Raw genomic sequence first — 22,266 nt, forward strand, 5'->3', positions numbered from 1 at the left:
AAGGTGCTGAAGCCGTCTCAGTCGGGGGTTGCGTCGCTGCGGTGGATGGCGCGGGTGTCTAAGCCTAGGTAGCTGGTGATGACGGCGGGGTTGGCTCGGACTTCGGCGGGTGTTCCTTGGGCGATGATGGTGCCGGCTTCTAGGCAGTAGACGCGGTCGCTGATCGACATGATGAGCGGCATGTCATGCTCGACGATGAGCATGGCGGCGTTGAGATGGCGGCGGATTTCCACGACGAGGGGTCCGAAAGCCTCGGCCTCTCGCTGCGCCACTCCGGCAGTGGGCTCATCGAGGCACAGCATCTGGGCGTTGAGGGCTAAGAGTCCGGCGAGTTCGACGATTCGGCGGGTGCCGGTGGAAAGGTCGGCGATTTGGCGGTCGGCGTAGCGGCCCAAACCGAGAAAGTCGATCAGGTCGTCGGCTCGGGCCTGTGAGGAGCGGTTGCCCTGCTTGGTGCGGGCCGCGGTCAAGAGTCGTCTTGGATTGGTGGACAGCGCAGAGGAGGCGGCCACCAGGACGGTTTCTCGGACGGTGAGCTCGGGAAACAGGGTTGCGGCTTGGAATGTCCGGCCCAGTCTTTTTCGGGACCGTTCGGCGGGCTTGAGGCGGTGAATCGGCCAGCCGTAGAGCTCGACGCGGCCCCTGGACGGGACGAAACCCCCGATGGCGTTAATCAGAGTCGACTTGCCGGCGCCGTTGGTGCCGATGAGCCCCACAACCTCACTGGGGGCCACTTCGATGTGGGCGTTGTCGACCGCCAATCGGCCGCCGAAGCGCACGGAAATCCCGGTTGCCCGCAGCGCCGGTTCAGAGGTGTCGGGCAGCGCGGCCGGAACCGCTAGCGCGGTGGGCACGGAGTGGATTTGCTTGGTCGGGGGTGGTGGTCGGCGGACTTCCAGCCAGGCCACGATCCGGTCGCGGGCGGAATAGGCGATTTGAGCGAGTCCGCCGGGGAAATACAGAAGAAGGATCAGCAGGCCGACGCCTGAAGTGAACAGGGGGATCAAGCGGTTGGTGGGAGCGAAGGCGGGAAGTCCGATCACCCATAGCGCGCCGAGCACCGGTCCGATGGCGGCGCCGATGCCGCCGATGATGGCCATGGAGATGAGCCGCAAGGATTCCCCGGTTCCGAAGAAGCGGCCGGTAAGGGGGACCTCGTGTATCACTCCGGCCAAGAGGCCGCCGCCAAGGCCGGCAACCGCGCCGGCTAAGACGAAAGCTCCCAGCTTGGTCCGCGCCGGGCGAACCCCGTAGGCGGCCGCGGCATCGGCATTGTCCCGCAGGGCCCGGATGGCCCGGCCAAAGCGGCTGCGGTGAATGCGGGCTACCGCTACCAGCACCACCACCAAGACCCCGAACAGCAGCCAGTAGTAGGTGCGCTGGCTGTCGAGGTCGAGCCCGAAAACCTGGCCCCGGCGAAAGGAGACTGAGTTGGTGTTTCCATCGCTGAAGATGGGCCGGCGGAAGAGATACTCCTCGGTGGCCAGGGCGAGAACAAACGTGGCCACGGCGAGCAGAAGGCCGCGCACCCGCAGTGCGCCCACGCCCACCAGCCCGGCAAACCCGGCAGCAATAACCGCTCCTAGGGCAACCGCGGCCGCGAAGGGGATGCCACCGGCCTCGAAATCGATCAGCCGGTTGTCGCCCCAGCCGATGTCCATTTGGATGCCCCGCTGGAACGAAGCCGCGGCCACAGCGCCGATTCCGGCAAAGGCCATCTGGCCCAGCGATAGCTGTCCTGCCCATCCGGTGATGATGGCCACCGACACCGCGCAGATCCCGAAGGCGAGGATGGTGGCATAGGTGATCTGCCGTGACGGGGTGGTAACGACCATGGGCAACAGCACTGCGGCCACGCCAGCCAGACCTAGGGCGATCTTGCCCAAATGTCGGACCCACCAGATTGACATCAGGTGCTGGGGAATGGGGCGGACCTTGGGAGCGAACGAGTACCGCCCTGGAGCGTCGTCGTCCCGGCGGCCCTGGACTGCAACCGCCACCAGCACCCCGATGAGCAGGACGAACTCAAAGAGCCCGCCCTCAACCGGATAGTTGAACTTGACCAGCGAGAACGTCACGCCGACCACCACTCCTCCGGCCAGGGCGAGCGGGAACGATCGCATGCGTGCGATCACTGCGGCGGCCAGTGAGTTGGCCATGGTGGTGAGCCCCACCGTCTCCAGCCCGCTCACGCTGCGGTCCGCGGAGAGCAGGATCACCGCGATGGTGGACACCACCCCGGCGATCACCCAGATGGTGAGCGATACCGGTTTCGGGTTGATGCCCGAGACTCGCGACAAATCGGGGTTGGCCGCGGTGGCCTGCACCGTTCGGCCGTAGGGGGTGCGGTCCAGCAGCACGCCGAGCGCAATCGCCACCAGGGGGGCGACGATCAGCGCGCTGAGCTGTGGACCGGTGACGAAGAGCCCGGCCACATCGGTCAAGGTTGTGTCGACGATGACGGGATAGCGGGTGCCGATGCCGCCGCCGACGTCGGGGTAGGCCAGCAGGATGCCCTGAGCAAGCTGGGCGATCCCAATGGTGGCCACCAACAAGATCACCCTCGGCGCGGTGAACAGCCGGCGCACCACCCCGACCTCCACCACGGCGGCGAAGAGTGCCCCCACCGCGACAGCAGCGAGTGCCGCTAGCCAGAAGGGAACGTTCCAGCGCAGTGCCAGCAGTGCCAACAGACCGGCACCGGGCAGGCCCATGTTTCCGGCCGCGAAATTGATGACCCGGGACGAGCGGAATATCAGGACGATGCCCATAGCCAGCATCCCGTACACCAGTCCGTTCACCGCCCCGTCGAAAATGAGCTGGCGGTTGGCTTCGAGGAAACCCAGCGCCATCAGCCCCCCTCGTCTCCCAAGAAAACGGCTCTGACCAGGTCGTCGCGCTCAGCCAGTTCAGAGGCCGGGCCTTCGAACCTCACCTGGCCCTTCTCGATGAACACGGCCCGGTCGGCCAATTCCAGGGCGATGTTGAGCGACTGTTCTACGATGACGATGGTCTGCCCGGTCGATTGGAGCCGCTCGATGTGGCCCATGAGCTCGGCCACCGCAGTAGGAGCGAGGCCGAGGGACAGTTCGTCGATCAGGAGGACTTCGGGCTGGCACAACAGTGTCCGGGCCAAGGCGAGCATCTGTTGTTGGCCGCCCGACAGGGCGTCGGCCCGGTCGTCGAGGCGGGAGCGGAGTTCGGGAAACAACTTAAGGGCGTGCTCGATTCGACGCTGCCGTTCGGCCTTGTCGTCTCGGAGCTGATAGGTCCCCATCTCCAGGTTGTGGAGCACGCTGAGCGGCGCCCATACGCCGCTTCCCCCCAAGAGGGTCTGGATTCCCATCTCGGTTCGCTGTTCGGGGGTGGAGAAGGTGATGGTGCGGCCATTCAGGCGCACCACTCCCCGTTCCGGAGTGCCGAGGCCAGCGATGATCCGCAGAATGGTCGACTTGCCGGCGCCGTTGGTGCCCAGCAGGGCCAGGGTCTCGCCCTTGCGGACTTCGAAGCCGACATCGAAGAGCACTTGGACGTTGCCATAGCTGAAGTCGACGTCAGCCAATTGCAGGGCAGGGATGTGTTCGGGGTCTTCTCGTTGGCGGTCGTGTTCGGCCTGCTCTTCGAGTATCTCCGCCACATTGCGCGACAAGTCGCGCCGAATGTGGCGGGCGCCGTTCAACATGAAGGCGCCGCCGACGATGGTGGAGGGCAGGCCGAGCACCAGGATGGTGGTCTTCGGGCCGCTGGCATCGATCACCATGGCCGACAGCAGGCCGCCGCCGGCCGCGCCGATGAAGAAGATGTACAGCGTGGAAAGCGCCGAGCCGATGCCCCGAAGCCGGTAGGGCACCACGGCTTGCATGAGAGGCCCGACCATGGCGAACGCCGCGAACATCATCAGCGAGCCGGGAACGTCCAACACGGCGAAGAGCCACGGGTTGGGCATGTTGAACTGGACGGGCAGCAACAGCGCCGAGGGCAAGACGAGCGCACCGATCAACCCCATCGCCCGGGTGGGGTTCTCGCGGTAGAGGCGATCGAAACGCCGCCCGACCAGCGGCATGATGGCGATGACCCCGACTCCCGACGCCGTGGTTAGGGTGCCTCGGCCCAACGGGCCCAGTCCGTACTCGTCCTCGAGAAACAAGGAGGTGAGCACTGGTCGGCTGAAGAGTCCGAAGCCCAGCGCGGCGAAGCCGAGTAGCACGGTGCGCAGGGTGGCGACCTTGTTCAGCCGGGCGAACGCGGCCTCAAGCGAGATGGGGGCAGAGTCGCCATCGCCACCCGTCTTGCCCAATACGTCGGTCTTCTCCCACTGGCCTCGCACCGGCTCAGGGAGCCTGAACGCCAACACGGCCACCACGGCCACCGGTATCCACAGGGTGTAGTAGGTCCACCGCCAGCTGACGAGGGTTGCGATGCCGCCGACAAGCACCGGGCTGATGATGCTCACCGTGCGCCCGGACATGATGGAGAGCGACGCGATGCGGCCTCGTACGCCGATCGGGTACTGGTCGGCTATCAGAGAGTTGTGGACGGGGAGGGTGTTGGACTTGGAGATTCCGGTTCCGAGCCGGGCGAAGAAGAACACCGCCACATGGCGGGCGAGGCCGGAAAGCAGCGAGAAGAGGCCGAACGCGAGGCTGGCCACTCCGATGATCGGTCCCCGGCGGAATCGGTCGGCGAGCCAGCCCATGGGCAATGCGCCGAGGAACACGAACGACACCGAGGCGGCGCCCAAGAAAACGATGACCCCGTCGCCTACGCCGAAGCTGTCGCGGATTTCGGGAGCGAGAACCGACAGCGCCGCCGATTCGAGCTCATCGAGGCTGTTGAGGATCAACAGGACGAGGAAGGTGGCTATTCCGCCTTTGGCCAGCCCTTCCCGCAGCGACATTTGCTCGCCGCCCACACCGGGAAGGACGTGGTCGGGAAATATCACCTCATCGTCGGCGCCGGTCTGATCTGTCTGGCTGTCAAGCACCCGGCGAGACAGGGCGCCGGCGTCGTCGCTGGCGGCGTCGGTCATCTACCCCCCCTCCCGGTGGTTTGCTTATCGGTGCTCGAACAGATCTTGGGACTCCTGTCGGTGCATGAAGCGCGGGTCGGACAACGCGGCGGCATAGCGTTCGGCCAAGCCATCCCAAGAGCCGATTCTGGTATCGCCGTAGAACGGGAACATGCCGTCTCGCCAGTCGGTGGCGATCACTGTGAGGGCTTTGATCTCGGGCCGACGCCGAACCAGTTCGAACATGGCCTCGTACCAGGCCCATTGGTCTTCGAAGTCGCCGATCTCGAGCAGCCCGTCGCGAAACGACTCGGGACGGTCGGGATCGACCAGATTCCAATCGAAGAAGAAGGGACACGACTCGGGAATCATCACCGGCTTCCTCTCTTCCCGGCACCGGTCGAGATAGGCGGATGTCTCGGAGCGCTCGAAGCCAATCGGGGCGAACACGTCCATGGCAGCCCAGTCGACGTACTCGTTTCCAGGCCACCAGTCGAACGGGTCTCGGAACTGGAACGATCCCGCCGCTGAGCACCACGTGGCGGCCACGTTGTGAGCTTCCTCGCGGCGGAACAGCTCGACGATGTGGGGGAACAGGTCCTTGTAAGCCTCGGTGTCGTGAGGGTCGAAGCTGAGGTTGAACTCATAGCCGATCCGCAGCCACACGGGCATGTCCAGATCCCGCAGACACCGAGCCATTCGGCGAAGCGATTCGTCGCATGTTCCTTTGGCCACCACATGTTCGACCGGGCGGACATGGAGGCCGACGATCAACCCAAATCCTGGGCGTTTCCCCATGAGGTTGCCGATCCCCTGGCAGAAGGCGTCGAGAATTCCGTCGCTGGTGTCATGGACGTGGGCATAGGTGCTCACCACCCCCGGTTTCGGTTCGATGGTCGCCTCGTATTCGGCGAGCTCGCTGTCTTCGACGAGGTGGGGTCGATCCTCGACGCCGAGCTGGCCCCAGCAGTGCAGTACCCGACCGGCAGGAGGCTCGAACGGAGCGCCGAAGTCAACTGGCTCGCTAGAGCGATCCGGGGTCTGGACGGTGATCTGCATCCTGCCCGAGTCTTGTCGCATGGCCACAACCTAATGTGGAACCGTAAAGGGCTAGATCTTTGCGGAGGGATTCAGCCATGCGCTTACGACTCATAGGAATTATCACCGTTCTGCTCGTCTTGGCATCGGCGTGCGGGGGCGGAGATTCAGAGCCTGCCTCGGACGGCGGTGCTCAGGAACCTGAGACCCAGCCGGAAGAAGCTGCGCCTGAGACCGCGCCCCCACCAACAGAAGCTCCTGAGCCCGCAGACGAGCCGGAAGAGGCTGACGCGGAGGCCACGGCGCCGGAACCGGAGACACCTGAGCCCGCAGACGAGCAGGCTGAGGCGCCGGAGACCGAGGAAGAGCCAGCCGAGCCTGAGCCGATTGTGCTGACCGACTCGTTCCGGGGCGTGACCTCTGAGGCGATCAAGATCGGCATCGTGATCATCGATCTCTCCGTCATCGGCCGCAGCAACGGCGACGTGGAAGCCAAGTGGCAGGCCGTCATCGACGAGGTCAACGCCAACGGTGGGGTTCTCGGTCGCCGACTTGAGCCGGTCATGGTGGGGTATTCGCCCCTAGGGAATGTCGAGTCAGAAGCGGCCTGCGTGCAGTTGACGCAAGATGAGGAAGTGTTTGCGGCCATGGGTCCGCTGCTCACCAATCTGACCTGTTTCACCGACGTGAACGAAACGATCTTTATCAACACCTTCGGGGTCAGCCAAGAGGATTTCGACCGGTCCAAGGCTGTGGCCATCGGCCCAGGCGCGCTCCCTGCCCGCGGCGCGGCAATCAGCGTCCAGTTGCTGATCGATGCCGGGATCCTGGATGGTCCGGTGGCGGTGCATGCCGCCGCGGACACGGGAAGTGAGCGGGATCACTACGTCAACGCCCTGGTGGCCGCCGGAGTCGATGTGGTGTCAGAAACCGAATCCACCAGCAGTGGGGGTGACATTGCCGCCTCAGAAGCTGAGATGCAGGCCTTTGCCCAGCGGTGGCAGGCCGACGGGGCCGAGGTAATCCTCGCGGTGGGAATCGGTTCGGCTCTCAACGTGGTCTCTGGCATTGATCGGAGTCCATATCGCCCCAGGTTGGTAGCAACCAGAGGAAGCGGCATCGACCCCGAGCTTTATCGCGACCTCGGCTACACGACCGATGCCCTAGAAGGTGCCTATGCGCTCGGTTCAGTGGGATTCGAAGATCTCGCCAAGGCGGGGGATCCAAGCGTTGTTTCCTGCATCGACCGCTTCGAAGCGGCGTCGGGCGAAATTGTCATTGTCGACCCCGAGGGTGATGAGCCGGTGAATCTGAACACCACCATTTGGGCGTGCCAAGCTGTGGAGATATTCACGCAGATTGCTACGGCTGCCGGGCCAGATCTCACCAACGATTCGTTTAGGGCGGCCGCCGAAGGTGGTCTCAGTCTCGACGTGACGGCCAATTCATCGGCATCAATAGAGGCTGGCAAGTTCGACATCGGCGACGGCGCTCCAATTCTACTTGCCTTTGACGCCGCCGCCGACGACTTCTTACCCGTCAACTAAGCGGTGCTCGGCTTGCGAATGCGCGGCTCCGACGAGGTGCGATGACAGAGGCAGCCCCTCCGCATCTCGTCTCCAGCCTGCCCATCTCCGAGCGGGTGGCTGATCTGCTGTCGCGCATGACGTTGGAGGAAAAGGCCGCCCAAGTAGTGGGCGTTTTCCCGGCAATGTTCATGGGCCAATACGGTCCCGATCCCGACAAGATGAGCCAGGTGATTCCCCACGGGGTGGGCCACATCTGCATGGGCGGGGGTCTCGCCCGACAGCCCCGGGAATTGGCCGCAGCCATCAACGCAATCCAAGAGTGGTTGCGGGACCACACCCGGTTGGGGATTCCGGCCATGGTCCACAATGAGGCCCTGTGCGGCCTAGCCCATGACTGCGCCACTGCCTTCCCCACCGCTATCGGCCTGGCGGCCACCTTTCAGCCGCAGCTCATCGAGCAGATGGCCGGGGTGGCCAGCAGTGAGGCTCGGGCGGTCGGAATCAATCACGTGCTCTCGCCCGTGCTGGATGTGAACCGGGACGCCCGTTGGGGCCGAGTCCACGAGACCTACGGGGAAGACCCGTTCTTGTGCGCCGCGATGGGCATCGCCTTCGTCCGCGGCATGCAGACCGACGATCTGGGTAAAGGCACGATCGCCACCGGCAAGCACTTCCTTGGCTACTCCTACACTGAAGGGGCCCTCAACCAGACGGCCAGCCCCATTGGGCCGCGTGCGGTGTACGAGGTGTACGCCCTGCCTTTCGAGGGCGCCATCCGTGAGGCAGGGCTGGCGTCGGTGATGAACTCGTATTCCGAGATCGACGGGGTGCCGGTGGCCGCATCTCCCGAGATCCTCACCGACCTGCTTCGCCACCAACTCGGATTCCAGGGATGCGTGGTGGCCGACTACTCGGCGGTGGCCCGAATCCACCAGCCCCATGCGGTGGCCGCCAACAATGCCGAGGCCGGAGTAATGGCCCTGTCGGCGGGACTCGACATCGAGTTGCCCACGGGAATCTGCTACTCCTCGCTGCCCGATGCGATCCGAAACGGCGAACTCGAAGAATCGGTTCTCGATCTTGCCGTTGAGCGGGCACTCACCCAGCGATTCCAGGTCGGCCTCATGGACTCTCCCACCATGAATGCCAACCGGGCTGCTGAGGCCTTCAACCAACCAGCGGCGCTGGAGCTGTCTCGAACCATCACCGACGCGTCGCTGGTGTTGCTGGAGAATGACGGCACCCTTCCGCTTCGCGCCGATGCCGGGTCGGTGGCGGTAATCGGCCCGATGGCCGACACGTTGCGGGGCCTATTCGCGGCGTACACCCCGCCTGCGGCTGTCGAACTCGGCCTGGCGCTGTCTCAGGGTCTCGGGGGGTCAATGGCCGGTGTCTTCGGGGGTGGCGATGATGCCGACGGACCGGCCAATGAGTCCTCTCCCGATCCAACTCTGGACGCGGTGGCCAAGGTCTTCCATAGCACCGGCGCCATCATCGACCCGGTCGAACTGGATCAGGCGATTAGAGGTCTATACCCAGACATAAGCACCATTGCCGACGCCATTGCCCGATACACCCCGGTCACGAGCGTGAAGGGCTGTGACTGGACCCGGCTTGATGAAGACGGCATCGACGAAGCGGTGGAGGCAGCCCGAGGTGCCGACGTTGTGGTGTTGGCCATAGGCGAGAAGACCGGCTGGGTGGGCGACGCCACCGGAGGAGAAGGCCGTGACCGCAAGACGCTCGAGCTTGCCGGCGCGCAGCCCCAGCTCGTGCGGCGGGTGATCGCGGCCGGGGTGCCCACCGTTGCGGTAGTGGTCAGCGGCCGGCCTCTCGATATCGCTGGAGACCTCGCCGGTGCCAGAGCCATCCTCCAGGTTTGGCATCCCGGCCCTGAGGGACCCGAATCGATTGCCTCGACTTTGTTCGGCGAGCTGAACCCCGGGGGCAAGCTTCCCGTGTCGTTTCCTGCTGGTGTGGGCGCGTCGCCGACTTACCACGGGCACAAGCACGGCAGCGGCTCATCGTCCGACCGGGCCTACGTGGACGGGCCAAGCGCTCCGGTCTGGGCATTCGGCCACGGCCGCTCCTACACCACATTCGAGATCAGCAATCTCACACTGTCTGCCACAGTCCCCCAGGCCGGAGAGGCGGTTGTGATCGGCTGTGAAGTGAAGAACACCGGTGATCGTGCCGGAGACGAGGTGGTGCAGCTCTACGTGAGAGACGTGGTGGGCTCGGTAACCCGCCCTGTCCGCCAACTGGCGGGCTTTCACCGGGTGTCGCTGGAGCCCGGAGAGAGCAGTCGGGTGGAGTTCGACTTCGCCGCCAGCCAGCTCGCCTTTCTAAACCGCAACTTCGAGTTAGTGGTCGAAGAGGGCGACGTCGAAGTGATGGTGGGGCGGTCGTCTACAGATCTCCCCCTCAAGGCCAGTCTCCATCTGACCAACAGCCTTCGGCTCGACCACCGAACCTCCTTCACCACCCCGTCACGAGCGGTCTAGCGAAAATAGCCAGCTTGGGGCGGGATGGCCCTGTTCAGCGGGTTTGGCCTTCAACGCCTACTTGGTTGAGGACGTCGCCGCTGTCGTTGTGGCTGTGGGTGAAGCCGAGTTGGCGCTCGATGGCCACGGTGTCCTCGGAGCGAAAGGCGATGACGTAGGCCCGGCGGAAACCGGCGGTGGAGTTGCCGCCGGAGCCGTGCATGACCCGCTCGTTGTGCACGGTCACATCCCCTCGGCTGATGGGCACGGGGACCGGCTCGTCGCTCTCCATCAAGTCGGTGCCTAGGGCGTGGGAGTCGCCCCGGTCGCCGAACTGGGGGGTGTGGGGGCGCAGCTCCCGTTCCCGGTTGGTGGCGGGCACGAAGCGCATGCAGCCGTTGGCGATGGTGGAGTCGTCTATAGCCAGCCAGAAAGTGGCTGTGCGGGTGTCGGGGGTGTCGGGCCAGTAGGCCATGTCCTGGTGCCAGGCGAACACGGCGTCTTCCTTGTACGGCTGCTTGGCCAAGAGCTGGTCGTAGTCGATGGCCATCCCGTCGCCGCAGAGTTGCCGGGCCGCCGAAGCCGCCCGGCGCTCGAAGATGTTGCCCTGCCACTGGGGGTAGTAACGCCGGGGGAGCATGACGTTGATGATCGAGAAATCCTCAGGTTCACGGCCGTAATCGCCCGCCATGTCGCAGTAATCCTTGCCCGGCACCTCGATCTCCCGGCGCAGAAACCGGTCGTAAGTGCCTTCGAGCTCGCTGACATCCTCGGCGGTAAGCAGCCCTCGCAGGTGTACGTAGCCACACTCCGCGAAATGATCCTTGTCCTCCTCGGATATCCGGTACTCGTCACCGTCGATTTGATTGCTCATAGGCCAGTTCCCTGATGCGGATTCGACACGGGCACAGTAGCGGAGGGCGGTCTGGCTCCGTAATGCCTACGCAGGAAGGGCCAAGTAGCCTCGGGCCGCGCCAAGTCGCAGGAGGCAAGATTGCACGACACAGACGACATTCGGTTCGGAATGGTCGGACACGGAGGCATCTCTGGGCAGTTTCTTGGCGCCATGGACGTTGTGGAGGATGCCCACGTCGCTGCGGTGGCCGGAAGGAACGCGGACCGGGCTCACGCCTTTGCCGAGTCGAGGGGCATTGCGTCGTCCTACGGGTCGGTGGGCGAGATGCTGTCTGCCGAACGGCTCGACGCGGTGTATATCTGCACGCCGCACCCGTTTCATGAGGAGGCGGCCATAGCCTGCATTGATGCGGGAGTGGCGGTGTTGGTGGAAAAGCCCATCGCTCCCAATCTGGCCGGCGCGACCCGCATGGGGGAAGCGGCACGGGATGCCGGGGTCTTTGCCATGGAGGCGATGTGGACCCGGTTTTTGCCCATCTATGAGGTAGTGCGCCGGTGGATCGACGAGGGTCTCATCGGCGATGTGCGGCTAGTCACGGCCGCGTTCGGATTCTCCGTCCCGGTAATGCCGGAGCACCGGCTGTTCAACCCGAGCCTTGCGGGGGGAAGCCTGCTTGATGTGGGGGTTTACCCGTTGACAATTGCCCATTGGCTCTACGGTTCCCATCCTGTCGAATACGGGGCTCTTGCCCGAGTGGGGGAGGCAAACGTAGATGAGATCGTGTCCATTGCTGCGTCATATCCGGGTGGCGGACTGGCCCAGCTCGGCTGCGCCACGGTGGCCAACCTTGAGAGCAGCGCAATGATTGCCGGCACTGCCGGGTCGATCGAGATCCCCGTGTTTTGGGCGGCAGATCGGGCCATTTTGCGAGCCGGAGGCGAAGAGGAGGTCGAGACGATGCCGCATCGAGCCAACGGATTCGAATATGAGATCGAAGAGGTAGTGGACTGCGTCCGCCGCGGGCGCACCGAGAGCGATCGCATGCCGCTGAGCCTGTCGCTGGAGATGGCCGGACTGTGCGATGAGATCCGGGGCCGCCTTGGAGTGGTATACCCCTTTGAACAAGGCAGCGACTGATGAAGTACATCGAAATTCCCGGGGTGCAAACTCCCATGAGCCGGGTAGTCCAGGGGGCCATCAGCCTGTTCGCCCTTGACGACCCGTCCCGCTTCGCCTTGCTCGACGCCGCGGTTGACACAGGGATCAATGCGTTCGACACCGCGGTCAACTACGCCACTCCCGACGACGGTGTGGACGCCATTTTGGGCCGATGGATCCGCCATCGGGGGGGCCGAGAGGGCATCGTCATCTCGGCCAAGGGCTGCCATCCTGCACTCCCCGATTGGGTCCCTCGGGTGAATCCCGACGCCATAAATGAGGACATCAACAGGTCGCGACAGCAGATTGGCGTCGACCATCTCGACCTGTGGCTGTTCCACCGCGACGACCCTTCTGTTGACGTCGGCGGTCTGGTTGAAGCGGTCAACGCCGCCATCGACCGGGGCCATATCGGGGCGTGGGGGGTGTCGAACTGGTCGACACTCAGGATCGAGTCGGCCGTTGACTATGCCGACGCCCATGACCTGAAGGGGCCGGTGGCCAACAGCGCCCACTTCAGCCTCGTCGACCAACTCGACGAGCCTTGGGACGATGTGGTTACCCTCACTGGCCCCGACCGGGCCGCCGACAGGGCGTGGCATCGAGAGCAAGAGGTGGCGGTGGTGGCCTGGTCGCCGCTGGCCGGAGGATTTCTCAGCGAGCGAATCGCCCACCAGCAGCTTGAAGACGCCACCGAGGGCCACTTGGCCGACACCGCCCGCTGCTATCTCAGCGACGACAACTGGGCTCGTCGGGAGCGGGCCGCCGAGGTGGGCCGCCGGCTCGGCCTAAGCCTCAGCCAGGTGGCGCTGGCCTGGGCCTTGCACGCCGACTTCAACCCTCTGGTCATCGTGGCCAACGCGACGACTAGCGAAGTGGCGGAGAACGTGGCCGCGGAAGGCACGGTCTTGACCGAATCCGATTGCCAATACATTTTCTCCGGCTAGCCGGACTTGAGGAGGGCTGAGTGGGCCAAATGGATGTAGTGGGGATCGGCAACGCCATCGTCGATGTGATCACCACAGAGGAACACGACTTCATCGACGCCCACGGGCTGGTCAAGGGGGCAATGACGCTGATAGACGCCGACCGGGCCGAGGAGCTGTATGCCGCTATGGCGCCGGCCATAGAGACATCCGGGGGCTCGGCGGCCAACACCGTGGCCGGGGTGGCCTCTTTCGGCGGGCAGGTGGGGTACATCGGCAAGGTGCGTGACGACCAGCTCGGGGAGGTGTTCGCCCACGACATCGGGACGCTGGGGGTGCGCTTCGAGGTGGCGCCGGCCTCCGCCGGGCCGCCCACCGCGCGGTGTCTCATCATCGTGACCCCCGACGCGGCCCGCACCATGAACACCTATCTGGGGGCCAGCACCGAGCTGCACCCCGACGACATCGACCCCGACCTGGTTGGTGATGCCCAGGTTCTGTATTGCGAGGGCTACATCTGGGATGTGGACATCACCAAAGAGGCCATCCGCAAGGCCATCTCGATCTGCTCGGGTGCAGGGGGAACGATCTCGTTCACCTTGTCGGACAGCTTCTGCGTGGAGCGCCACCATCAGGAGTGGCTCGACTTGGTGGACGGTCCTATCGACCTGCTGTTCGGCAACGAGCACGAGATCTGCACTCTGTATGAGACCGGCGACGACTTCGGGGCTGCGGTGGCCGCCGTGCAGGGACGGTGCCAGGTGGCCGCTCTGACCCGGGGGGAGAGGGGATCGGTGCTGGTCACCCCCACCGAAGTCGTCGAGGTGCCCGTTGCACCCGTGACCAAGGTGGTGGACACCACCGGTGCGGGGGACCTGTACGCCTCGGGGTTCCTCTATGGCTGGACCCGGGGAATGGATCTGGCCCACTGCGGATGGCTGGGCTCTCTGGCCGCTACCGAGGCCATCAGCCAGTTCGGTGCCCGCCCCTCGGGGTCGCTGGCCCATTTGATTCCCTAACCCCCTCGATGCCGGTGCGGGAAGTGTCACCGTCGCCTTCTACCATCGGGTCATGAACCCATTCGAGCGGGCTGAACAGGCCGGAGTCGAGCTGGTAGAGCGCTTAGGCGGTCGCTTCGACGCCGCGGTGGTGCTGGGCTCGGGCTGGGCCGAGGTAGCCCAAGGCTTGGGCTCACTAGAGGCCGCAGTGGCAGCTGAGACCGTCACCGGTTTCCATCCACCGTCGGTGCCCGGCCATGGCGGGACGCTCCGGGCGCTAGAAGTTGAAGGCCGGCGGGTGTTGGTTATGTCTGGCCGGGTCCACCTTTATGAGGGTCATCCTCCGGCCGACGTAGTCCACGGTGTGCGGGCCGCGGTGGCCGCGGGCTGCGCCACGGTGGTGCTCACCAACGCAGCCGGTGGCATGAATCCGGCCTTCGGAGTGGGCCAGCCGGTGCTCATCAGCGATCACATCAACCTCACCGGGCAATCCCCGCTGTTCGGCCCAGCACCGCCAGAGGGTTACGCCATCCGATTCACCGACCTGACCGATCTGTATTCGTCCCGCATCCGAGAGGCGGTGCGTCACATCGACCCATCGGTGGGCGAGGGGGTGTACGCCGGGCTGGTAGGGCCGCACTTCGAGACCCCGGCGGAGATCACCATGCTGACCCGAATGGGGGCCGACTTGGTAGGTATGTCCACCGTGTTGGAGGCCATTGCCGTCCGCCATTTGGGGGCTGAAGTGGCTGGCGTGTCGCTGGTAACCAACGCGGCCGCGGGAATGGGCGCCGCGCTCGACCACCAAGAAGTGCTGGACGCCGGCCAAGCCGCCCAGAGCCGGGTCACCGACGTGCTAAGCACTGTCATCCAAGTGCTGTGAGCGCCCAGGCCCCCACGCCGCAGGAGTGGCTGGCTGCTGATCCCGACCCGGTTACCCGAGCTGAGTTGCAGCAGTTGATCGACACGGGCGACCAAGCGGGGATCGGCGACCGGTTCGGCGACCGGCTCCGCTTCGGCACCGCAGGTATCCGGGGCCCCATGGGGGCGGGCCCGAACCGCATGAACCGGGTGGTGGTCCGCCAGTTCGCCGCCGCATTGGCCGAATGGCTCAATTTTCGCGGCGGGGTGGTGATTGCCCACGACGCCCGGAAGAACTCCGACGTGTTTGCCGCCGACGTCGCGGAGGTGCTGGCCGGGGCCGGGTGCTGGCCGGTGATGCTGCCGCCCCAGTCGCCCACACCCATGCTGGCCTTCGCAGTCACCCGCCTCATCTGCAAAGCCGGAGTCATGGTCACCGCCAGCCACAATCCTGTGGGCGACAACGGCCTCAAGCTCTACCTGGCAGACGGCGCCCAGATCATCCCCCCCTACGACCAAGCCATCGAAGCGGCCATGGTTGCCCAGCCGCTGCCCCTCCGGGATTTGCCTGATCGGGGTCCCGACCCGGAGTGGCCGCAGAACGCCACGGTGGAGATTCCGTACTTGGCCGCCATCTTGTCCAATGTGGCCATCCGCGGCCCCTTCCACCCGGTGGCCTATACGCCGCTCCAAGGCGTCGGTCTTCCAATGCTCAGCTTCGCCCTCTCCGAGATCGACAATGGCGAGCCCTTCGTGGTGAATGACGAGGCCGAGCCGGATCCGCTGTTTAGCAACGTGGTCTCGCCCAACCCCGAGAATCACGACACCCTGGCCAAGGTCATCCGCCGAGCTGAGCAGATCGACACCCCGCTGGCGCTGGCCACCGACCCCGACGCCGACCGGCTGGCGGCTGCGGTGTGGGCTTACGGCAACGAATGGCGCATCCTGACCGGCGACGAGATCGGTGCCCTGTTGTGCGACTGGATGCTGCGGACAACTTCCGGCAGCAGCGAGAGAGTGGTGGCCAGCAGCATCGTGTCGGGCCGTTTGGTAGGCCGCATCGCCGCGGCCCGTGGCGCCACCCACGTTGAGACGCTGACCGGGTTCAAGTGGATCGCCCGGGCCGCCGACAACCTCGATCCCCGAGACGATGGCCTGGATTGGAGGCTGGTGTTCGGCTACGAGGAAGCACTGGGTTTTGCCTGCAACGATCAGGTGAGGGACAAAGACGGCATCGGCGCCGCGGTGCAGTTCGTGGCGCTGTGCCGAGCTTTGGCCATGGAGGACGGCCGTACCCCCATCGAACGCTTAGGAGAGTTGATGGAAGAGTTCGGGCTGCATCGCACCGACCAGGTGAGCGTAGATTTGGACGGGCGGGCTGGCCCAGAGGTGATGAGCGCGATCCGGGAGAGGCAGCCCCGGCGGTTCGGCCGCGTCGAAGTCATGGACACAACCGACTATCGAGACGGAGTAGGCGGGCTATATCCCGCCGATGTGCTCCGGTTCGATCTGGCCGACGGCAGCCGGGTGTCGCTGCGCCCGAGCGGCACGGAGCCCTTGATCAAGGGCTACATCGAGGTCGTTGGGGATATCGCATTCCCCGACCCTCTCTTCGAGTTGACCGAGGCGGTTAGGGAGATGGTTTTCGAACTATGAGGCCAACGCGGCGACTTCGGCCCGCTGGTCGGAGGTCATAGTCCAAGAGGCCGCTGCCACGTTGGAGGCCACTTGGGAGGGCTTGGTGGCACCGCAGATGACGGTGGCCACTGCCGGGTTGGACACCAGCCACCCGATGGCCAGTTCCAAGATGCTGTGGCCCCGGCTGTTGGCGTAATCGGTGAGGCGGTCCACCGCGGCCAGGTTGTCCTCGCTAAGAAACATGTCCCGCATCTCGCCCTTCCACATGGATAGGCGCGTCCCGTCGGGAGGCGTCAGCCCGGAGTATTTGCCGGTGAGCAGCCCGGACTCCAGGGGGAAGTAGGGCACAACCGTCATGTTGGTGCGCGCACAGGCGTCGATCACGCCCTCGTCCTCCACGCTCCGGGTCAGCACCGAATAGTGGTTTTGCACGCTGGAGTAGTTGCCCGCCCCAGTTTCCGCGGCGGCGCCGGCCGCTTCGTCGATCTGCTCCGCACTGAAATTGGAGCAGCCGGTCTCCAACACCTTGCCCTCGTCTACCAGCTCCTGAAGCGCTCCAAGGGTCTCGGCCTGGGGCGTGTCGGAGTCGGGCATGTGCAGTTGGTAATGGTCGATGCGGTCGGTGTTCAGCCGGGACAGGCTGGCCTCGACGGCTTGGCGAATCCAGGCCGGGTCGCCGCCCCGCTGTCCTTCGGGCAGTGCGCCGGGGTGGCCGAATTTGGTGCCTATGACCACTTGGTCTCTGCGGCCGCCCAGCGCCGCGCCGAGGAATTCCTCGGATTTCCCCCGGCCATACAGGTCGGCAGTGTCGAAGTAGTTGATCCCGGCGTCGATTGCGGCGTCCACCACTGTCTGGGTGGCGTCGGCGTCGATGGTCATGCCGAAGTTGTTGCACCCCAGTCCGATAGCCGAAACCGACAAGCTTCCAATGCTGCGCATCTCCATGCGCTTGGACACTACAAGGGATGTCGATGGGCGGCCTGCTCGTAGACGTCGGGAGCGAGGTCGCCCTGGGGTTGGCCAGAGCGGACAGCAGCCACCTCGTCTACTGCCACCGTGGCATTCCTCAAGCAGCAGGCGATGCCGACGGTGGGGTAGTCACCGGTGGCGATCACCACATGGCCGTAGCGGTCGGCAACTCCAAGGGAATCGGCCAGTCCCGGTTCGAACAGGGCCGGAGGCCGGGGGCCGTCGATCCACAGCAGGCCGATCTCCACCGCATCAAGGCGGTAGACGGCCGGGTTTCCGATGGCGGACAGATGGGCTCGGATGGCATCGGTCTCGCTCGTGGGTCCTTCGATGCTCACCAACCGCCCACCCTCAAAGGTCAGCGCCACTGACGAACGGGCATACCAGCCCATCGGCAGCCAGATATCGCCGGGCGACATCACTACGGTCCCATTGGCGGATCCCACAGCCGGAGCCGAGCCGATCATCCCCCGGGGCCACTCGGCAACCTTGCCCGGAACGGTGGCCAGCCCGTCGTGCATCCACCGGCGGGCGCCCTTCAAGCCCATCCGCAAGTTTGTGCCCTGGTCGTCGCTCACTTGCAGTTCCTGTCCGGCTTCCAGCAGGTCCAGGCCCCGTTTCACCCTGCGGCTCAGGCCGACGTGCGGAACTACGGGGCGCAGCTCGCCGGTGCATTGGGCGACCACCGACAAGATCCGGGCACTCGGGGAGACGATGGATTCCACCGCATCCGAGTAGCCGTTGAGGATGTCAACGACGATGTCGGGCATTGTGAGCCCAGCGCTCATGTCATCAGCCGACTGGTCATCGACAAACACCGAGTCGGCCAGGGCGCCGATCGCCTCTAGCGCATGGACTGCGGTGTCGACCAGTGCCAGGTCGGTGCCCCCGTCAAATAGCACAATGCCCGGGCGCCCTGGCGCAACCCGGCATAACTCCAGCTGGCGGGCTAGGACATCTACTGCCCGACGGTCGACTGATTCTGATCTCATCTTCTCACCTATCTACCGTCGCCTTGACAGACGGTGCAACCGGGGTATCCGTTAATTCTGGTGTTGGCGGGAGTATTTTCTGAGTATGTCGGAAAAGTTCTGCTCGCGTGCGACTTGCGGCGAGCGTGCTTCGGCAAGCTTGTTGATAAATGCCCGGGATCTGTCGGCGCAGGTGGTCGACATCCAAGAGGACACCGGCATCGCCGGTGTGTCGCTTTGCCGCTCCCATGCCGATGGGATTGTGGTGCCGTTGGGCTGGACCCAGGCGGATTCGCGGACCCCATTCGAGGAGTCGGAATTCGAGCCCGAGTTGGTGCTGGTCGACGACGCCTCCTCCGAATCTCCGGAGTCCTTACGGCTTCACGATATGGAGGTGGCGGATTTGGAGGACATGGAGGTCGCCGGGGTAGGCGAGGTCCCCCCTCTGCTCAGCCGGGCATTCCGGGCCGCCGGGTTGGACTGATCCCGCTAGTCAGCACGAAATCCGAGTTTGAAGTAGCTGGCTTATAGCGCCGGTCGCTCTAAGCGCCGTAGGCTTCGGCCATGACCATCGTCGATATCCACGAGAAGCCCAGCGATCTGCTGCTTCCCGACCCCGAGCCCCAGCAGATCCGCTACACGCTCATCTCGGTAGACGACCATCTAGTTGAGCCTCCTTGGCTGTTCGAGGGCCGGTTGCCGGCCCGCTTCGCCGACCGAGCCCCGAAGGTGGTCGAGCGCGACGACGGCGGCCAGCACTGGGAGTTTGATGGCGAGGTCTATGCTCAGCTGGGCCTGAACGCCCTGGTGGGACGGGCCGACCGCAACGACTTCACCATGGAGCCCGCCCGCTTCTCCGACATGCGCCGGGGATCCTGGGACATTAAGGCCCGCATCCAAGACATGGATTTGGGCGGCATCTGGGCGTCGATCTGCTTTCCCAGCATGATTACCGGCTTCTGCGGCCGGGTTTATTCCGACTGCTCCGATCCCGAACTGGGCTTGGCCGTGACCCGGGCGTTCAACGACTGGATATACGAGGAGTGGTGGGGCTCCTACCCCGAGCGCATCATCCCCATGGGAATCACCTGGCTCAAAGACGCCGATCTGGCCGCGGCCGAGATCCGCCGCAATGCGGAGCGGGGCTTTGTGGCGGTCACCTTGCCCGAGATCCCCCACAACCTCGGCTTGCCTTCGATCCACAGCGATTGGTGGGAGCCAGTGTGGCAGGCGTGCGAGGAGACCGACACCGTGATCTGCCTGCACGTGGCGTCGGCGGGCCACATAATCCCCAAAGACCCCGGCGGCCCACCGACAGCAGTGGGGGCCACCATGTTCCAGATGCACGCCTATCTGGCGGCGGCCGACTGGGTGTGGTCGGGCATCCCGGTGCGCTATCCCAACATCAAGATCGCCATGTCGGAGGGGGGTTGCGGCTGGTTGCCCATCATGTACGACCGGCTTAAGCACCAGATCGAGATCTCCGGTCACGGACGGGACATGTGGCCTGCCGACGCCAAGATCGGGCCCCATGAAGTGCTCCTGAGGAACTTCTACTACTGCACCATCAACGATCCTTCCTCCATCGACGCAGTGATCGCGTTAAGTCTCGACAACACCATGGTGGAAACCGACTACCCCCACGCCGACTCGACCTGGCCTGAGTGCCAAGACACCCTTGAGTCCAAACTGGGCCACCTGAGCGATGACGTGATCCGCAAGCTCACCCACGAGAACGCCGCTCGACTGTTCCGTCACCCCCTTCCCGACGTCTGCCTGCCGTAGCTCAGATTCTCTACCGGCTCGCTGCTTGACGTGACGGGGAAACTGCCGTGAGCCGGTTCGGCCACCCGGTTATCGACGCCGATGGCCATGTGCTGGAGATCACCGCGGCCCAACAGCCCCACCTAGAGCGGGTGCTGGGCGCCGACCTCTATGGGAGGTATCTGTCAGAGGGCCTGCCCATGCGCAACGCGCAAAAGGCCAGGAGCCTCGACGAGCGTCGTCGGACCCGCTCGCCTCAGGGGGCTTGGTGGGGGACCCACACCGCCAACGTGCTGGATCGGGCCACCGCCATGCTCCCTGCCCTGCTCTTTGAGCGGTTGCCCGAAGTGGGCATCGACTACACGGTGCTGTACCCCACCAACACTCTCACCAGCTGCGCGGTGGACGACGCTGAATACCGAACCGGCCTGTGCCGGGCGTTCAATGAGTTCTACGCCGACGTCTACAATCCCTATGCCGAGCGCATGGCCATGGCAGGGATCATCCCGGCCCACACGCCAGATGAGGCCATCGCCGAGTTGGAGCACTGTGCTGCCTTGGGCTTGAAAGTGGTGGTGTTTGCCGAGGGGGTCATGCGGCCCATCGAAGATCCCGACCACCAAACTCGCTCAGGCTGGCTGTGGCCCGGCCAGCACCACTGGTTCGACTGCTACGGCCTCGACTCAGCCTACGACTACGACCCGGTGTGGCGCCGCTGCACAGAGCTCGGCTTTGCCGCCACTTTCCACGGCGGTCTGGCCTTTCGCCCCGGAATCCACAATTACGTGTCCAGCTACACCGCCAACCACATCGGCCAGTTCCAAGCCCTCATGTACGAGCTGTGTAAGGCCCTGTTCTTGGGCGGGGCTACCCGCCGCATCCCCGAGCTGCCGTTCGTGTTCTTGGAGTGCGGCGTGTCGTGGGGCACCCAGCTGCTGTGCGACGTCATCGAGCACTGGGAGAAGCGCAGCTGGGACGCCATCCAGCGCGACTTCGACCCCGCGCTGCTGGATCTTGACGAGCTGGGCGAGTACTTCGAACGCTACGGCGGGGACTTTCGGGCTACCCTCGGAGACGACCTGGCCTCCTACGCCCACGGGATGCCCATCCACGGGGGTACTCCCGAAGAGCCCGACGAATGGACATCGCTAGGGGTGGAATCAGACGAGGAGATCGCCAAGTCGTTCGCGTCGTCGCTCTACTTCGGCTGTGAGGCCGACGACCGGGGCGTGCATGTGGCCTTCGGTCCGGCCAACCCCTGCGGAGTAAAGCTCAATGCCGTGTTTTCCTCTGACATCGGCCACTGGGACGTGACCGAAATCGGATTGATCATGGATGAGGCCCATGGTTTGGTGGAGGAAGGCCTAATCACCGCGGACGACTTTCGGGCCTTTGTCTTTGAAAATCCATTTCGGATGTATACGGCTATCAATCCCGATTTTTTTGCCGATACCGTGATAGCCAGTTATGGCGTTTGAGCTTCCCCCCCTTCCATACAGCCAGAGCGCACTCGAACCCTATGTGAGCGCCGAGACCATGAGCTACCACTATGGGCGCCACCACGCCGGGTATGTGGCCAACCTGAACCGCCTGACCTCGGGTACCCAATGGGAAGGTGCCGAGCTGGAAAAGGTGGTCTTGGGCGGTGAGGGTCCGATTTTCAACAATGCGGCCCAGATCTGGAACCACACCTTCTACTGGCAGTCGATGAGTCCCGATGGGGGCGGTGCCCCATCCGGCCCTGTGCGGGCAGCCATAGACCAGTCATTCGGCTCGATCGACGAGTTCCGACGCCAGTTCGCCGACGCGGCCGTGGGGCTGTTCGGCTCGGGCTGGACTTGGTTGGTGGCCGACGACCGCGGACTCGACATCGTGCAGACGGCCAATGCCGATCTGCCCTTGCTTCACGAGCGCCAGGCCCTGCTGGTGGTGGACGTGTGGGAGCACGCCTACTACCTCGACTATCAGAATGCCCGGGCCGCCTACGTGGAGGCGTTCTTGGACCACCTCATCAACTGGGAGTTCGCGGCCGACAACCTCGCCGCCGGCTGAGGGGACTAAGCCGAG

At 64.7% G+C, this 22,266-nt stretch carries 17 protein-coding genes; 11 read left to right on the forward strand and 6 right to left on the reverse strand.

The window, feature by feature from the left end; genetic code table 11:
• Positions 1-17: 17 nt before the first annotated feature.
• From ACOOGG_RS03515 to ACOOGG_RS03525, 3 genes are read right to left on the reverse strand one after another with little or no spacing between them, the layout of a single operon-like run.
• Positions 18-2,852: an ABC transporter permease subunit gene (locus ACOOGG_RS03515; RefSeq protein WP_420432335.1), complete on the reverse strand. Its 2,835-nt coding sequence runs from the start codon at positions 2,850-2,852 to the stop codon at positions 18-20.
• Positions 2,852-5,029 carry an MFS transporter gene (locus tag ACOOGG_RS03520; protein WP_420432337.1) on the reverse strand — a complete coding sequence of 726 codons (2,178 nt, stop codon included), beginning with the start codon at positions 5,027-5,029 and terminating at the stop codon, positions 2,852-2,854. The genes ACOOGG_RS03515 and ACOOGG_RS03520 overlap by 1 nt, the downstream gene beginning before the upstream one ends.
• 24 nt (positions 5,030-5,053) lie before the next feature.
• Entirely contained in the window at positions 5,054-6,088 is a 1,035-nt protein-coding gene (locus ACOOGG_RS03525) for a hypothetical protein (protein WP_420432339.1), read from the reverse strand.
• Between the two features lie 56 nt (positions 6,089-6,144).
• Here ACOOGG_RS03525 and ACOOGG_RS03530 point away from each other — a divergent pair, with 56 nt between their 5' ends.
• Both ACOOGG_RS03530 and ACOOGG_RS03535 read left to right on the forward strand, forming a co-directional pair.
• Positions 6,145-7,593 (forward strand): hypothetical protein, encoded by a 1,449-nt coding sequence (locus ACOOGG_RS03530; protein ID WP_420432341.1) that lies wholly within the window; start codon positions 6,145-6,147, stop codon positions 7,591-7,593.
• Between the two features lie 41 nt (positions 7,594-7,634).
• Complete coding sequence (locus ACOOGG_RS03535; RefSeq protein ID WP_420432343.1) at positions 7,635-10,079, forward strand: glycoside hydrolase family 3 N-terminal domain-containing protein; 2,445 nt, start codon at positions 7,635-7,637, stop codon at positions 10,077-10,079.
• Between the two features lie 34 nt (positions 10,080-10,113).
• Here the strand turns inward: ACOOGG_RS03535 and ACOOGG_RS03540 are convergent, their stop codons facing one another.
• The gene (locus ACOOGG_RS03540) at positions 10,114-10,932 is read right to left on the reverse strand and encodes a phytanoyl-CoA dioxygenase family protein (RefSeq protein ID WP_420432345.1); all 819 of its coding nucleotides are present in this window, start codon (positions 10,930-10,932) and stop codon (positions 10,114-10,116) included.
• Between the two features lie 120 nt (positions 10,933-11,052).
• On the opposite strand from ACOOGG_RS03540, the gene ACOOGG_RS03545 reads away from it, so the two are divergent.
• The 5 genes from ACOOGG_RS03545 to ACOOGG_RS03565 are packed head-to-tail and all read left to right on the forward strand — an operon-like array spanning position 11,053 to position 16,513.
• Positions 11,053-12,051 carry a Gfo/Idh/MocA family protein gene (locus ACOOGG_RS03545; protein WP_420432347.1) on the forward strand — a complete coding sequence of 333 codons (999 nt, stop codon included), beginning with the start codon at positions 11,053-11,055 and terminating at the stop codon, positions 12,049-12,051.
• Entirely contained in the window at positions 12,051-13,019 is a 969-nt protein-coding gene (locus ACOOGG_RS03550) for an aldo/keto reductase (RefSeq protein ID WP_420432349.1), read from the forward strand. Before ACOOGG_RS03545 ends, ACOOGG_RS03550 begins: the two co-directional genes overlap by 1 nt.
• 29 nt (positions 13,020-13,048) lie before the next feature.
• On the forward strand, positions 13,049-14,017 hold the full coding sequence (locus ACOOGG_RS03555; RefSeq protein ID WP_420432612.1) for an adenosine kinase: 969 nt from the start codon (positions 13,049-13,051) through the stop codon (positions 14,015-14,017).
• 52 nt (positions 14,018-14,069) lie between these two features.
• Positions 14,070-14,879, forward strand: coding sequence for a purine-nucleoside phosphorylase (locus ACOOGG_RS03560; protein ID WP_420432351.1), 810 nt, complete (start codon positions 14,070-14,072; stop codon positions 14,877-14,879).
• The gene (locus ACOOGG_RS03565) at positions 14,876-16,513 is read left to right on the forward strand and encodes a phospho-sugar mutase (protein ID WP_420432353.1); all 1,638 of its coding nucleotides are present in this window, start codon (positions 14,876-14,878) and stop codon (positions 16,511-16,513) included. Before ACOOGG_RS03560 ends, ACOOGG_RS03565 begins: the two co-directional genes overlap by 4 nt.
• Here the strand turns inward: ACOOGG_RS03565 and ACOOGG_RS03570 are convergent.
• Together ACOOGG_RS03570 and ACOOGG_RS03575 are read right to left on the reverse strand one after the other, a co-directional pair.
• Entirely contained in the window at positions 16,508-17,440 is a 933-nt protein-coding gene (locus ACOOGG_RS03570) for an aldo/keto reductase (RefSeq protein ID WP_420432355.1), read from the reverse strand. The two genes, ACOOGG_RS03565 and ACOOGG_RS03570, sit on opposite strands and share 6 nt — an antisense overlap.
• A gap of 11 nt (positions 17,441-17,451) precedes the next feature.
• Complete coding sequence (locus ACOOGG_RS03575; protein ID WP_420432357.1) at positions 17,452-18,456, reverse strand: hypothetical protein; 1,005 nt, start codon at positions 18,454-18,456, stop codon at positions 17,452-17,454.
• A gap of 85 nt (positions 18,457-18,541) precedes the next feature.
• Between ACOOGG_RS03575 and ACOOGG_RS03580 the strand changes: the two genes are divergently transcribed.
• The 4 genes from ACOOGG_RS03580 (at position 18,542) to ACOOGG_RS03595 (ending at position 22,251) form a co-directional block, all read left to right on the forward strand.
• Complete coding sequence (locus ACOOGG_RS03580) at positions 18,542-18,919, forward strand: DUF3499 family protein (RefSeq protein WP_420432359.1); 378 nt, start codon at positions 18,542-18,544, stop codon at positions 18,917-18,919.
• Positions 18,920-18,999: 80 nt separating this feature from the next.
• Positions 19,000-20,220, forward strand: a complete 1,221-nt coding sequence (locus tag ACOOGG_RS03585; protein WP_420432361.1) for an amidohydrolase family protein — start codon at positions 19,000-19,002, stop codon at positions 20,218-20,220.
• Between the two features lie 47 nt (positions 20,221-20,267).
• Positions 20,268-21,677, forward strand: coding sequence for an amidohydrolase family protein (locus ACOOGG_RS03590; protein ID WP_420432363.1), 1,410 nt, complete (start codon positions 20,268-20,270; stop codon positions 21,675-21,677).
• Positions 21,667-22,251, forward strand: coding sequence for a superoxide dismutase (locus ACOOGG_RS03595; RefSeq protein ID WP_420432365.1), 585 nt, complete (start codon positions 21,667-21,669; stop codon positions 22,249-22,251). Before ACOOGG_RS03590 ends, ACOOGG_RS03595 begins: the two co-directional genes overlap by 11 nt.
• The last annotated feature ends 15 nt before the right edge of the window (positions 22,252-22,266 follow it).

It is taken from the genome of Candidatus Poriferisocius sp., from assembly GCF_965214065.1.
In the GTDB taxonomy this organism is placed as follows: domain Bacteria; phylum Actinomycetota; class Acidimicrobiia; order Acidimicrobiales; family Bin134; genus Poriferisocius.

Excerpts from the sequence above, each read along its gene's own strand:
- ACOOGG_RS03515 (WP_420432335.1), bottom strand. The coding sequence starts at position 2,852 with ATGGCGCTGGGTTTCCTCGAAGCCAACCGCCAGCTCATTTTCGACGGG.
- ACOOGG_RS03520 (WP_420432337.1), bottom strand. The coding sequence starts at position 5,029 with ATGACCGACGCCGCCAGCGACGACGCCGGCGCCCTGTCTCGCCGGGTG.
- ACOOGG_RS03525 (WP_420432339.1), bottom strand. The coding sequence starts at position 6,088 with ATGCGACAAGACTCGGGCAGGATGCAGATCACCGTCCAGACCCCGGAT.
- ACOOGG_RS03530 (WP_420432341.1), top strand. The coding sequence starts at position 6,145 with ATGCGCTTACGACTCATAGGAATTATCACCGTTCTGCTCGTCTTGGCA.
- ACOOGG_RS03535 (WP_420432343.1), top strand. The coding sequence starts at position 7,635 with ATGACAGAGGCAGCCCCTCCGCATCTCGTCTCCAGCCTGCCCATCTCC.
- ACOOGG_RS03540 (WP_420432345.1), bottom strand. The coding sequence starts at position 10,932 with ATGAGCAATCAAATCGACGGTGACGAGTACCGGATATCCGAGGAGGAC.
- ACOOGG_RS03550 (WP_420432349.1), top strand. The coding sequence starts at position 12,051 with ATGAAGTACATCGAAATTCCCGGGGTGCAAACTCCCATGAGCCGGGTA.
- ACOOGG_RS03555 (WP_420432612.1), top strand. The coding sequence starts at position 13,049 with ATGGATGTAGTGGGGATCGGCAACGCCATCGTCGATGTGATCACCACA.
- ACOOGG_RS03560 (WP_420432351.1), top strand. The coding sequence starts at position 14,070 with ATGAACCCATTCGAGCGGGCTGAACAGGCCGGAGTCGAGCTGGTAGAG.
- ACOOGG_RS03570 (WP_420432355.1), bottom strand. The coding sequence starts at position 17,440 with ATGGAGATGCGCAGCATTGGAAGCTTGTCGGTTTCGGCTATCGGACTG.
- ACOOGG_RS03575 (WP_420432357.1), bottom strand. The coding sequence starts at position 18,456 with ATGAGATCAGAATCAGTCGACCGTCGGGCAGTAGATGTCCTAGCCCGC.
- ACOOGG_RS03580 (WP_420432359.1), top strand. The coding sequence starts at position 18,542 with ATGTCGGAAAAGTTCTGCTCGCGTGCGACTTGCGGCGAGCGTGCTTCG.
- ACOOGG_RS03585 (WP_420432361.1), top strand. The coding sequence starts at position 19,000 with ATGACCATCGTCGATATCCACGAGAAGCCCAGCGATCTGCTGCTTCCC.
- ACOOGG_RS03595 (WP_420432365.1), top strand. The coding sequence starts at position 21,667 with ATGGCGTTTGAGCTTCCCCCCCTTCCATACAGCCAGAGCGCACTCGAA.